Raw genomic sequence first — 12,518 nt, forward strand, 5'->3', positions numbered from 1 at the left:
GGTGATCCGGTCATGACCCGGGTCACCCGTCAGCCCGATCCTGCATGATTCGAGAGACACAAGGGGTGTTCCAGCGGAGTGAGACGTTGGCGTTCCCTGGAACACCCCTCATCCGTCGCCTTCGGCGACACCTTCTCCCACAAGGGGAGAAGGAAGACTTCAGGCCGCCTTGTCGCGGACCTGGTAGTCCTTGATCGTGGCGAAGCGGATCGCTTTCCAGCGTTCGGCTTCGTAGTTCAGCGAGAAGGCGTGCTGGGCCAAGAACACCGGATCGTTGTCGAGGTCGCGGGCGATGTCGCCGCGATGCGCCTCGATGAAGCGGTGCACTTCGGCCTTGTCGTCGGCCGATATCCAGCGGCAGACGGAAAACCGCGACATCTCGAACTCGACCGGCAGCGTGTATTCGAAGTTCAGCCGCTCCTTCAGCACGTCGAGCTGCAGCGCGCCGACGACGCCGACGATAGCCGGTGAGCCGTCCTCGGGCGAGAACAGCTGCACGACGCCTTCCTCGGCCATCTGGTGCAGCGCTTCCTTGAGTTTTTTCGCCTTCATGGCGTCGCCGAGACGGACGCGGCGCAGGATTTCCGGGGCGAAGTTCGGCACGCCCCTGAAGAGAATCTCCTCGCCCTCGGTCAGCGTGTCGCCGATGCGCAGCGTGCCGTGATTGGGGATGCCGACGACATCGCCGGCGAAAGCCTCATCGGCGGTGACACGGGTACGGGCGAAGAAGAATTGCGGCGCCGACAGGCTCATCGGCTTGCCCGTGCGCACCAGTTTGGCCTTCATGCCGCGCTCGAGCTTGCCCGAGCAGACGCGCACGAAAGCGATGCGGTCGCGGTGGTTGGGGTCCATATTGGCCTGGATCTTGAAGACGAAGGAGGTCATCTTGTCCTCCGTCGCTTCGACCTTGCGGGTGTCGGCCTCCTGCGCGCGCGGCGGTGGGCCGAAGGCGCCGAGCGCCTCGATCAGGTCGCGGACGCCATAATTGCGGAGCGCCGAGCCGAAATAGACCGGCGTCAGATGGCCTTCGCGGAAGGCATCGATGTCGAGTGGCCGACAGGCTTCGCGCGCGAGTTCCAGTTCCTCGATGAAGGCCTCGCGCTCGTTTTCCGGCAGCAGCCCGGCAACGCGGTTGGAATCGGGACCGTTGACCGGCGTGCGCTCCTTCTCGTCGTCGCCCTTGCGCACGGCGTTCAGCGCCAGATGATAGGTGCCGGAAAACGTCCTGCCGCGGCCGATCGGCCAGGTGATGGGGGCCGTATCCAGCGCCAGCTTCTGCTCGATCTCGTCCAGAATCTCGAACGGATCGCGGCTTTCGCGGTCCATCTTGTTGACGAAGGTGATGATCGGGATGTCGCGCAGCCGGCAGACCTCGAACAGTTTCAGCGTGCGCGGCTCGATGCCCTTGGCGGCGTCGATGACCATGACGGCCGAGTCCACTGCCGACAGGGTGCGGTAGGTGTCGTCGGCGAAATCCTCGTGGCCGGGCGTGTCCAGCAGGTTGAAGACATTGTCCTCATACTCGAAGGTCATCACCGAGGTGACGACCGAAATGCCGCGCTCGCGCTCGATCTTCATCCAGTCCGAGCGCGTCTGGATCTTGTCCTTCTTGGCCTTGACCTCGCCGGCAAGCTGGATGGCGCCGCCGAACAGCAGCAGCTTCTCAGTCAGCGTCGTCTTGCCGGCGTCGGGGTGCGCGATGATCGCGAAGGTGCGGCGGCGCGCCACTTCCTCTGGTATTGTTTCGGGCATTCTCTGGGATTTCCGTGTGACAGGCCGGGCTTCTAGCAGCGCAGCGCAGGGCTGTCGACCGGTCCGGCGGCGAGAAGCCGCCGGATACCATGGCCTGCCTCAGGCCAACTCGCCCATGCGGCTCGCCTGGACGGCCTGCGGAAGCCAGCCGGCGATCGCGCTGCCGATCGCGTCGGCATGATCCTCCTGCAGATAGTGCGCGCCGGGTCCGAGATTGATGAAGCGGCAGTTTTTCAGCCCGGCCGCGAATTCCTTTGCCGCCTGCGGCCCAATCAACGCGCCAGGATCGCCCGCGAACAGCAGTTTTGGATAGGTGGACAGAAGCAGCGCGCGATGATCGTGCTCGCTGATGGCGGCAACGTCGGCGGGCTGACCCTCGATCGGCAATTCCCGGGGCAGGCGCAGCACCGGCTTTCGCGATTGCGGCGTCGGGAACGGCGCCCGATAGGCGGCCATTTCCTCGTCGCTCATCGTGCGCAGCACCGAGCCCGGCAGCACTTTCTCGACGAAGACATTGTCTTCCAGGACGAGCTTTTCGCCGACACCGGGCGTGCGCAGCGCCTTGAACATTTCGCGGGCTTGCGGGCGCTGATGAAAATCCTCCCAGCGCGCGAAGGGCCGGATGAATTCCATGAAGGCGAGGCCAAGAATGCGCCGCGGCCGCCTTGCCGCGAGATGAAAGGCAAGCGCGGTTCCCCAATCCTGCGCGACCAGCACCACATCTTGGATGTCGAGCGCGTCGAGGAAAGCGTCGAGATAGCGGACATGGTCGAAGAAGCGATAGTCGATATCGGGCTTGCCGGACTGGCCATAGCCGATCAGGTCCGGCGCGATGCAGCGGCCAAACGGCGCGACATGCGGGATGATATTGCGCCAGATATGGGACGAGGTCGGGTTGCCGTGCAGGAACAGCACGGCCGGGCCGGATGTTCCGGCCTCGACATAGGACATGGTCGAATCGAGTAAGGGAACCTGCGAACGTCTCGGCGTGGTGGCGACGGGCTGAGACGGGTTGGCTTTCGAACTCATGGGGTCGTCTCCTTTGCGAACACTGTGCTGAAGATGATTTTCTTGAACCGCTCGAGCGGTTCGGGGCTGCGCTCGACCTTCATGCGCAGCATGGCGCCTTGCCAGGACGACAGCAGGAAGTCGGCGAGGTCGTCGGCGTCGAAGGTTTTCGCGATGTCGCCGGCTGCCTGGCCTTCGGCGATGCAGGCGGCGAATGGTTGGCGCCAGCGCTCGAAAATGGCGACGAGCTGCAAACGCAGCGGCTCGCTGTGCACGGCTGTCTCGAGGCTGAGATTGCCGATCATGCAGCCGCGTGCCCAGTCATGCGCCTCGAGCTTCGAGGTGATGACGTCGAGGTAGCGGCGCAGCCTGCCGATGGGCGGCGTGCCGTCCTGCGCCAGCGCTTTCTCGACCAGCCCGCCGACATAGGCGAAGTAGCGGTCCAGCACCTCGCCGGCGAACGCCTCCTTGGAGGCGAAATGGTTGGTGAAGGAGCCCGGCCGCGCGTTGGCGGCGGCAACGATGTCGCGCACGCCGGCGGCGGCATAGCCTGAATCCCAGATGGTCCGGAACCCGGCGTCGAGGAGTTTCTCGCGGAGTGATTGCCTAGCCATGGTGGTAATAATACGTACGTACGTATTGTCGTCAAGCGCATATTTTCGCCGTGTCCGATGTTGGCAAGTGACGAATGGGGTGGCACTGGAAGAACGTCCTCGGCGGACCACCAGGCAAGGAGCGAACATGGCTGCGGCGAAACAAGTGATCGTCATCGGCGCCGGCATCATCGGCGCCTCCATCGCCTGGCACCTGACCAGAGCGGGCGCACAGGTGACGGTCGTTTCCGAAAGCGGCGCGGGCGGCGTCGCAACGCCGAATTCGTTTGCCTGGATCAACGCCAGTTGGGGCAATCCCGAGATTTATTTCCGGCTGCGCACCCGCGCCATGGCCGAATGGAAACGGCTGGCAAGTGAGCTGCCCGGGCTGCCGCTCGCCTGGTGTGGCGGGCTGTGCTGGGACCTGCCGGCCGACCGGCTCGACGCCTACGCGGCTGAACACTCTTCATGGGGCTACGGCATCGAGCGCGTCGACGCCAAGCGGGCGGCGCAGATCGAACCAAACCTCGTCGCGCCTCCTGAATTCGCCGTCTATGTCGCGGAGGAAGGCGTCGCCGAGCCGGTCGCGACGGCCAGGGCTCTGCTCGCGGATGCCGAACGGCGTGGCGCGCGGGTCATCGCCGGCACGGTCTCGGCGCTGGCCCAGACCAATGGCAGGACGACCGGCGTGGACACATCGCATGGGCTGATTGCCGCCGATGAGGTGGTGATCGCGGCTGGCGTTGGCGCCCCCGCCATTGCGGCGACGGCCGGCATCAAGCTGCCGATCGAGACGCCGCCTGGCCTGATCGTCCATTCGCGGCCATACAAAAAGCTGCTCAATGGGCTGGTGCACGCCGAGAGGCTCCACATGCGCCAGACCGCCGAGGGCCGCATCGTCGCCGGTTCGGATTTCGCCGGCGGCGATCCCGGTATGGACGCCGAAGCGACCGCCCGCGCGCTGTTCGCGGTCACGAAGGCAGCATTGCGCGGCGCCGAGGGGCTGGAACTCGACTTCCACACCATCGGCTACCGCCCCAATCCGATCGACGGTTTTCCGATCATCGGCCGTGCCGAGGGCGTGGACGGCCTCTATGTTGCGGTCATGCATTCCGGCATCACGCTGGCGCCGGCTGTTGGTTTGTTTGCTACAAGGGAAATTCTTGGCGGCGAACGCGATCCGCTGCTGGCGCCGTATGGGTTGTCGCGCTTCGCTCAATAACCCGGCGGACGGCGAAAGCCGCCGGTGAACGGCTCAATCGCCGCCGCAATACCCAGCAGCCGGACTTCCGACCAGCGCTTGCCGACCAATTGCAAACCGATCGGCAGACCGTCGCGATCTTCTCCGCACGGCATCGCAAGTGCTGGGTGACCGCTGTAGTTGAAGACGGCACCATAGGCCGGCAGTATCCAGTAGCTTTGGTCCTTGCCGTCGACCTTGATCGGCGCGCCCGGTTCGCAATGCGGGAAGGCCGTGGTCATGGCGACTGGGCAAAGCAGCGCGTCATAGCTGTCGAAGAACTGGTCCCAGGCGAGAATGGATTTGTCGCGGCGGGCGAGCGCCTCGAACCAGCGCGAGACAGGTGTCGGCTGCTCTGGCGGCTGGGGCTGCGCGGCCTCCATCATCATGCCGATCAGCGCGCCGCCTTGCGCAAGATCGTCGTGCAGGTCGAGCCTGGGCAGGTTCGCTTCCTCGACGATCGCGCCGACCGATTGCAGCTGTTTTGCGAGAGTTTCAACCGCGGCGCCAATGTCGCCGGCCACCGGGAAGCCGGCAAAGGACGGCGCGAAGGCTATGCGCAGTGCCTTGAGGTCGAGCTTCGGCATGGTTTCGACCGGCACCGGCGCCAGATCGGTGTCGCGCCCGTCCGGCCCGGCGATGATTTGATAGATCAGCGACAGATCGTCCACGCCACGCGCCAGCGGCCCGAGACACGACATCAGCCGCACGCTGCGCGCAGCGCCGCCTGGATCGGGAAAGGCGCCGGCCAGCGAGACGCGGTGTTCGGTCGGCTTGAGGCCATAGACACCGCAGAAGGCGGCAGGCAGGCGGATCGAATCCTGCATGTCGGTGCCGACGTCGAAGGGCGTCATCCCAGCCGCGGCCGCCGCAGCCGCACCGCCGCTGGAGCCGCCGGCGGTGCGTTCAAGGTCCCATGGATTGCCGGTGCGGCCGAACAACAGGTTGTTCGACTGCCAGTCCGACAGCATGGTCGCGACATTGGTCTTGGCCATCAGCACGCCGCCGGCCGCCTTGAGCCGGGCGACGACTGGGCTGTCGTGGCTGGCGACATAGTCGGCGAAGGACGGGAAGCCGACCGTGGTTTTCATGCCGGCGGTTTCGTGCGTGTCCTTCAGCGTGAAGGGAACGCCGTGCAGCGGTCCGGGCGTGGCGCCGCGTGCGAGTGTCGCGTCGGCCTTTTCGGCGCACTCGTACGCGCCTTCGCTGTCGAGCGAGATGACGGCGTTGATCGCCGCGTTGTGCCGGTTGATCTGCGCCAGATGGGCGTCGAGTGCTTCGACGGCGGAGATTTTGCGGTTGCGAATCGCGGCAGCGAGTTCGGTTGTCGAGGAGAAAGCGATGTCCATGGCAAATGCTCCGGCTTGGCCGCTTGCCTGGAAAATGGCGGACAGCGGCACGACTTCAAGCGAAGTTGAACATTCGGAGCTTGGCTGCGTTTGATCGGAATTGTGCCGGCCGTCTGTTGAGTTCGGCACTCTACGGCCGACTTAGATCACCCGACCAATGCCAGTTTCGCCGGAGCCGGAGCAAATGGCCTGATAGCGATCCCCTCAGGGGTCATAGTGACGAAGCTCGATGGCGGGATCGCCTGCCAGTCGCCGCCCTCGCGATCGAACGGCTCGGAGACGATGCAGCGGCCGCCGCCTTTGCGCAAGGAGGAGGTGTAGAGCGTCGGCGCGTGGGCGTCGGTGGCGTAGCGCACCGCGTGCAGCGCTTGCCCGTCGGAGAAAGCGGCGGTGAGCTTCAGTACCGGTTCGAGGCCGGCGCGACGCGAGGCTTCGAGCACGCGGCTGGTGGCGCGGGCGGCGGCGCCTTGCGGATCGCCAGCCAATCCCTCGTCGATCATCAGGAGAAAGAAGAGTTCCGAATCGGTGGTGCCTTCGCGCTGGTCGAAGACGACGTCGGACAGCGAGTTCTCCAGCGCGCGGCGGATCTTTTCGAAGCCGCCGATCTGGCCGTTATGCATGAACGACCAGCGCCCCGAGATAAAAGGATGGCAGTTCATGCGGCTGGTGGCGCCGCCGGTCGAGGCGCGCACATGGGCGAGGAACAGGCCGGATTTGATCTGCCGGCACAGGCTCTTCAGATTGGGGTCCGACCAGGCCGGCAGGATGTCGCGGTAGAGGCCAGGCTCCGGCCGGTCGCCATACCAGGCAAGGCCGAAACCGTCGCCATTGGTCGGCGACTTGGCTTCCTGGGCACAATGGCTCTGGGCGATCAGCGAGTGACAGGGTGCCGTGAGAATGTCTTCGAGAAAGACCGCTTCACCGAGATAGGCCGCCCACCGGCACATCGCTTCTGTCGTCCTCTAGGCGCGATCCGGAAGAGCCGCAGGCCCCTTGGTCGCGTGTGTGCCTCTGTTGTGCGTCCGCTCGTAAAGCTCGCGGACGATTCGGCTGGCGGTAGTCTCGAAGAGAAATGGCAAGAAAGCGTGAACAAGCGCGGCGCCGGCCGCCATCAGCAGGCGCGAGGAGAACCAGGCGGCAAAGGCCATATGGCCGAAATAGGTTTCGCCGACCTTGGCCGGATGGGAGGTGAAGATGCTTGCGAGCGACATTGAGGTCCCCTTCAGCGCTTGCGTTCCGATATGAGTATCCTGACACGCCTCGCCGGTTCATCGGTCTCAAAATGTCCTTGTCTTTTGCCATTTTATGGGACAAGCATCCCAATATGGCGTTGGATATCGATGAAATCGACCGCAAACTGCTGAGCGAATTGCAACGTGACGGCACGCTGTCGGTCGACCAGCTGTCGGAACGGGTGGCCCTGTCGCGCAATGCCTGCTGGCGGCGCGTCAAACGGCTGGAGGAGGATGGCGTCATCACCGGCCGCGTGGCGCTGGTCGATGCCGACAAGCTCGGGCTCGGCCTTTCGGTGTTCATCCTGATCCGCACGTCCAACCATGATCCCGACTGGCTGCAGAAATTCCGGGCGGCGGTGACCGGCTTTCCCGAGATCACCGGCGTCTACCGCATGTCAGGCGACCTCGACTATGTCCTGCGCGCCCGCGTCGCCGATGTGAAGGCCTATGACCGGCTCTACCAGCGGCTGATCGCCAAGGTGGCGCTGTCGGATGTGTCGGCCTCCTTCGTGATGGAGGAGATCAAGGAGACGACGGTGGTTCCGATGGCCAGGTCATAGTGATGCCTGAAAGAAAGCCGTTGATAGCGGTGCGGGCGAATTGACCGAATCGGCATTCGCGCCGATAGGATCGATTTTATGCGCGCAGCCCTCCAAAACTCCTCCGTCATCGGTCCCACTGTCGGCTTCGTCAGATTGCCGCATGCTGAAGGACTGCCCCTCCCCGCCTATGAAAGCGCCGGCGCCGCCGGCATGGATCTGCGCGCGGCGGTGCCCGACGACCGGCCGCTGCTGATCCTCCCGGGAAAACGCGCTTTGGTGCCGACCGGGCTGATCCTGGAAATCCCGGAAGGCATGGAAGGCCAGGTGCGGCCGCGCTCCGGGCTTGCCTTCAAGCATGGCCTGACCGTCCTCAATTCACCGGGAACGGTCGACAGCGACTATCGCGGCGAGGTGAAGGTGCTGCTGATCAACCACGGCGATGAGGATTTTGCGGTGACGCGCGGCATGCGCATCGCCCAGATCGTTTTCGCCGCGGTGACGCAAGCGGCCGTGGAAGAGCGTTCGCTGGCCGGCGGCACGGCGCGTGGCTCGGGTGGGTTCGGATCGACCGGCACCGCCTGAATGCAAATTCCGAAACTCGTTATCTTCGACTGCGACGGGATCCTCGTTGACACCGAAAATCTCGCCAACCGGCGCCTCGCCGAATGGCTGACGGCTGCCGGCTATTCGACGAACTTCGAATATTGCCGCAAGAATTTCTCCGGCCGCAGCATGGCCTCGGTGCAGAAGGAGATCGAAGAGCAGACCGAGGTCCGGCTCGGCGCCGATTTCGTCGATCGCTGGAATGCCGGCCTGCCGGACCTGTTTTCCCATGGCGTCGAGGCGATCCCCTATGTGCGGGAGTTCATCGAGGCGGTCCGCGCGGCCGGCATTCCCTATTGCGTCGCGACCTCGGCCAGGATTTCGAAGATGCACATCACGCTTGGCCAGACCGGGCTGCTGCCGCTGTTCGAACATGCAATGTTTTCCGCGACCATGGTCGGGCGCGGCAAGCCGTTTCCTGACCTGTTCCTGCATGCGGCCAAGGCCATGGGCTTCGCGCCCACCGATTGCATCGTCATCGAGGACAGCGTTGCCGGCACGCAGGCCGGCATTGCCGCCGGCATGCGGGTGTTTTCCTATCATGGCGACCCCTATTCCGACCGCGACGGCCTGATCGAGGCCGGTGGTATCCTGTTCGACGACATGCGCGAACTGGCCGGGCTGGTGCCGATCCACTGATTTCGGCACGGCTGCATGGAACCGGAAACCCGTGCTAGCGTGAGTGGCCTGATCTTGGGGGGCCCCATGCCGACGAACCTTGTCCGCTTCATTCTCGCCCTGATGCTGCTGCCGCTGCTGTGGACCGCGGCCGGCGCGCAGACTGTGAGCTTTCCCGACCTCAGAAGTACCCTGCCCGGCCGCACCGATGTGACTTACCTCGACCTGGCCAAAATGGTCATCCCGGATCTCGCCTCGGACGGGCAGGGCTTCTACAAGGGCGGGCTGCCGATCGAGATGCGCCACATCGCGGGGCCGGATAGCGGCGGTTCACCGCCTGAGACATCCAGTTTCCCCAACGCCGCCGTGCTGCCCATCAGAGCCGCCGGCAAGGACCGGCTGGCCATGTTGTTCGACCTCGGCGATTCTCCCGACAGCGCCGAGGGCTATGCAATACTGGCGCTCTACGACGTCACCGCCAAGCCGAAACTGCTCGATGCGGCCAATGTCGCGGTCGACCGCAGCACCTATTTCCGCGAACCGAACAAGCTTTCGATCGGCGCCGGCGACGACATGCTCATCACCATGAGCACGCATTTCAATTCGAGCCAGGGCTATGTGATCACGCCGCTGATCATGGTCCGCGACGACAAATTCGAGTTGATCGACACGATCTACACGTTCGACGAAAGGCTCTGCGCCTACAGCCGCAAGCAGGATGTGGCTTTCCAGGCCATCGCCAATGGCCAGCCTTATGCCGCCTTCAAGGTAACGGTGACCGACAGCACCATTCCGAGCGATGAAAGCTGCGACGACGCGCCGCCCGAGGCGGCGTCACACGACATTTCCGTCACCTATCATTGGGACAAGAAGACATCGCGCTACGTCGCGGATTCCGACGCCTTCGAGAAATTGTCAGCAGAGAACGAGAAACGCTTCTGAACCAAGCGCATTTATTTGCCCGACCGAAGACGGCGCGATAGCATCCGCCCCCAAACACTTGTGATGGGGAGCATTCATGGACAAGGGCAAGATCTTTCGCGACCTGCATGCCTCAACCTTCGTCATGCCCAATCCCTGGGATCCAGGCACGACCAAGCTGCTCGGGTCCTTCGGTTTCAAGGCGCTGGCGACCACCAGCGCCGGCTTTGCCTTTTCGCGCGGCCTGCCAGACGGCGCGGTGACCTTCGAGCAGATGATCCATCACTGCCGCGAGGTGACGGCGGCGACCGACCTGCCGGTCTCGGCCGATCTCGAGAAAGGCAAGGGCGACAGCGCCGAGCGAGCGGCCGAAACCATCTTCGCGGCGGAAGCGGCCGGCCTTGCCGGCTGCTCGATCGAGGACCACACCGGCGATCCGGACAGGCCGATCTATGACTTCTCCCATGCGGTCGAGCGCGTCGCGGCGGCGGTGGAGGCGGCGCGGGCCCTGAAACGCGATTTCGTCTTCACGGCGCGGGCCGAGAATTTTCTGTGGGGCAAGTTCGATCTCGACGACACCATCAAGCGGCTGCAAGCCTTCGAGAAGGCCGGCGCCGACGTGCTCTATGCGCCGGGCATCGGCGACGTCGAGATGGTGCGCACGCTCTGCTCGGCGGTCAGCAAGCCGGTCAACGTCATGGCGAAGCCGGGCTTTACCATCGCCGATCTTTCGATGGCCGGCGTCAAGCGCATTTCGCTCGGGCCGTGGCTGACCAACTTCGCCTACGGCATGCTAGAGACGGCGGCGCGCGAGATCCAGCAGGACGGCACGTTCGGCTTCACCCGCGCCGCCATGCCGTTCGGCAAATTGCAAGCGCTGTACGGCAAATCCTCAGCCTAAAGGGCCGACTGCATGACACTTGCGGTCACCGGCGGCTTTCCCGCGCGCTGATCGCCTTGTGCAGATGCACCATCATGGCGGCGGCGAAGAGCGGCGTCAGCAGATTGAGCAGCGGCACGGCCAGGAAGGCCGCGATGACCAGCCCGGCGAGAAACACCGTGCCGGCATACTGCCGGCGCAGGGCTCTGGCTTGGTCCTCCGGGCGAAAGCGCATGGCGGCGAATTCGAAGAATTCGCGGCCGAGCAGATAGCCGTTGACGATGAAGAAGGCGGCGATGTTGATGCCCGGCACCAGCAGCAGCAGAAGCGCCACGATGTTGCCTGCTATAACGACGCCGAAGAATTTGATCGCCAGCACCAGCGAGCGCAGCGCCGGCATGGCGCGTCCGATCGGCTCGCGGGGATAGTCGGTGCGCTCGACCACTTCGGCGACATCGTCGAGGAACAGGCCGGCGATGACAGCCGTGACCGGCGCGATGAGCAGCGCCATGCCGAAGGCCAGCGCGATTGCCGCGATGATGCCGCCCAGCCAGCCGGCCCAGGACGGAATGCCGGGCAACAAGGCCTGGAGCCACGGCAGGGCCAGCCACTCGACAAGGCTGGTCAGGCCGAACCACAAGGCGACCAGCGCCAGCACGGTCAGGCCCAGCGTCTTGAGGAACACGGCACGAAACGGCGGCGAGAGCAGCTCGAGGGCCGCGGTGCGGGCAGCGTCGAAAATCACCGTGCTTCAATCCCAGGTCAGCGGACGCCGCCGGAAAGGCGGACGCTCCCGAGATAGGCAGCGCGGGTCTTGAGCACAAGCGCGTATTGCTAGCGCGCAAATGCCGGTTTTCTAACCGGAATGGTCATGGCCGCAACGCCGGCCACGACAAAGGCCATGCCCAGCCATGCCGTCGGCCCCAGGCTTTCGCCGAGGAAGACAGCGCCGATGCCGACGCCGATCGGCACACGCAGATAGGCTTGCGACGTCGTGCCGACCGAACCCAGCGTGTGGATGAGGCGGAAATAGATGACGAAGGCGAGCGCGGTCGAGAACACCGACAGGCCGAGCAGGGCCAGGACCGACGCCAACGACGGCGTGAGCGTCCAGGGATGGTCGACCACCAGGCTGAGCGGCACCAGCATGACGGCGCCGCAGAGCATCGAACCCGCGGCTGGCAGCATCGGATCGAGGCCCTTGAAGCCGCGGCCGAAAATGGCGGCGCCCGCATAGGAGATCGTCGCGATGACGATGGCCAGCTGCGCCCACAATTCATGGCCAAGACCGCCAAGCGCCTCGGTGCCGATGACAAGGCAGATGCCTGTCATGCCGGCGCTGACGCCCACCAGCTTGCGCGTCGTCACCGGCTCGTGGCGGGTGATGAGCGCCGTCAGCAGGAAGGTGAAAATCGGCGAGGTGGAATTGAGGATGGTGGCGAGGCCGGCATCGACCGAGCGCTCGGCGGCGGCGATCAGCGTGAACGGTATGACGCTGTTGAGGCAGGCCTGGAAGGCGAAGCGGCGCCAGGTGGCAGCATCACGCGGCATGGCGAGCCCGCGCCAGCGGATGATGGCCAACAGAATGCCGCCGGCGATCAGAGTGCGGGCGGCGATGAAGGTGACCGGCGGGATCGTTTCGACGCCGATCTTGATGAAGGTGTAGGAGGCGCCCCACAGCACAGCCAGCACGCCGAGCAAGGCCAGGTCGGTGGTCGTGTCGTTCTTTGCGGTCATGGGCCTGCCGTCTTCGAATGCGGTCGATCGGGCCTGACTT

General features: G+C 64.6%; 14 protein-coding genes. 6 read left to right on the forward strand and 8 right to left on the reverse strand.

The window, feature by feature from the left end; all coding sequences use genetic code 11:
* Positions 1-159 precede the first annotated feature (159 nt).
* The 3 genes from JN279_RS00850 to JN279_RS00860 all read right to left on the reverse strand — a co-directional run bounded on the left by JN279_RS00850 (position 160) and on the right by JN279_RS00860 (position 3,374).
* Entirely contained in the window at positions 160-1,752 is a 1,593-nt protein-coding gene (locus JN279_RS00850; protein WP_202351760.1) for a peptide chain release factor 3, read from the reverse strand.
* Between the two features lie 99 nt (positions 1,753-1,851).
* The gene (locus JN279_RS00855; protein WP_202351761.1) at positions 1,852-2,781 is read right to left on the reverse strand and encodes a haloalkane dehalogenase; all 930 of its coding nucleotides are present in this window, start codon (positions 2,779-2,781) and stop codon (positions 1,852-1,854) included.
* Positions 2,778-3,374: a TetR/AcrR family transcriptional regulator gene (locus JN279_RS00860; protein WP_202351762.1), complete on the reverse strand. Its 597-nt coding sequence runs from the start codon at positions 3,372-3,374 to the stop codon at positions 2,778-2,780. Before JN279_RS00860 ends, JN279_RS00855 begins: the two co-directional genes overlap by 4 nt.
* 127 nt (positions 3,375-3,501) lie before the next feature.
* Between JN279_RS00860 and JN279_RS00865 the strand changes: the two genes are divergently transcribed.
* Positions 3,502-4,575, forward strand: a complete 1,074-nt coding sequence (locus JN279_RS00865) for an NAD(P)/FAD-dependent oxidoreductase (protein ID WP_202351763.1) — start codon at positions 3,502-3,504, stop codon at positions 4,573-4,575.
* Here the strand turns inward: JN279_RS00865 and JN279_RS00870 are convergent.
* The 3 genes from JN279_RS00870 to JN279_RS00880 form a co-directional block, all read right to left on the reverse strand.
* A complete protein-coding gene (locus tag JN279_RS00870) occupies positions 4,569-5,942 on the reverse strand; it encodes an amidase (RefSeq protein ID WP_202351764.1) in 1,374 nt (457 codons plus the stop codon). The two genes, JN279_RS00865 and JN279_RS00870, sit on opposite strands and share 7 nt — an antisense overlap.
* Positions 5,943-6,088: 146 nt before the next feature.
* Entirely contained in the window at positions 6,089-6,889 is an 801-nt protein-coding gene (locus JN279_RS00875) for a class II glutamine amidotransferase (RefSeq protein ID WP_202351765.1), read from the reverse strand.
* Between the two features lie 15 nt (positions 6,890-6,904).
* Positions 6,905-7,153 (reverse strand): DUF6356 family protein, encoded by a 249-nt coding sequence (locus tag JN279_RS00880; protein WP_095200949.1) that lies wholly within the window; start codon positions 7,151-7,153, stop codon positions 6,905-6,907.
* Positions 7,154-7,266: 113 nt separating this feature from the next.
* On the opposite strand from JN279_RS00880, the gene JN279_RS00885 reads away from it, so the two are divergent.
* The 5 genes from JN279_RS00885 (at position 7,267) to JN279_RS00905 (ending at position 10,762) form a co-directional block, all read left to right on the forward strand.
* The gene (locus JN279_RS00885; RefSeq protein WP_096453133.1) at positions 7,267-7,737 is read left to right on the forward strand and encodes an Lrp/AsnC family transcriptional regulator; all 471 of its coding nucleotides are present in this window, start codon (positions 7,267-7,269) and stop codon (positions 7,735-7,737) included.
* 78 nt (positions 7,738-7,815) lie between these two features.
* Complete coding sequence (dut, locus tag JN279_RS00890) at positions 7,816-8,301, forward strand: dUTP diphosphatase (RefSeq protein WP_202351766.1); 486 nt, start codon at positions 7,816-7,818, stop codon at positions 8,299-8,301.
* Positions 8,302-8,961 (forward strand): HAD family hydrolase, encoded by a 660-nt coding sequence (locus JN279_RS00895; RefSeq protein WP_202351767.1) that lies wholly within the window; start codon positions 8,302-8,304, stop codon positions 8,959-8,961.
* A 66-nt stretch (positions 8,962-9,027) separates the two neighbouring features.
* Positions 9,028-9,882 (forward strand): hypothetical protein, encoded by an 855-nt coding sequence (locus JN279_RS00900; protein ID WP_202351768.1) that lies wholly within the window; start codon positions 9,028-9,030, stop codon positions 9,880-9,882.
* Positions 9,883-9,958: 76 nt separating this feature from the next.
* Positions 9,959-10,762, forward strand: a complete 804-nt coding sequence (locus tag JN279_RS00905; protein ID WP_202351769.1) for an isocitrate lyase/PEP mutase family protein — start codon at positions 9,959-9,961, stop codon at positions 10,760-10,762.
* A gap of 25 nt (positions 10,763-10,787) precedes the next feature.
* On the opposite strand, the gene JN279_RS00910 is transcribed toward JN279_RS00905, so the two are convergent.
* Both JN279_RS00910 and JN279_RS00915 read right to left on the reverse strand, forming a co-directional pair.
* Positions 10,788-11,486 (reverse strand): sulfate transporter family protein, encoded by a 699-nt coding sequence (locus JN279_RS00910; RefSeq protein WP_202351770.1) that lies wholly within the window; start codon positions 11,484-11,486, stop codon positions 10,788-10,790.
* Positions 11,487-11,575: 89 nt separating this feature from the next.
* Positions 11,576-12,478, reverse strand: coding sequence for a DMT family transporter (locus JN279_RS00915; protein WP_202351771.1), 903 nt, complete (start codon positions 12,476-12,478; stop codon positions 11,576-11,578).
* Between the last annotated feature and the right edge of the window lie 40 nt (positions 12,479-12,518).

It is taken from the genome of Mesorhizobium sp. 113-1-2, from assembly GCF_016756475.1.
GTDB classification, from domain to species: Bacteria; Pseudomonadota; Alphaproteobacteria; order Rhizobiales; family Rhizobiaceae; genus Mesorhizobium; species Mesorhizobium loti_C.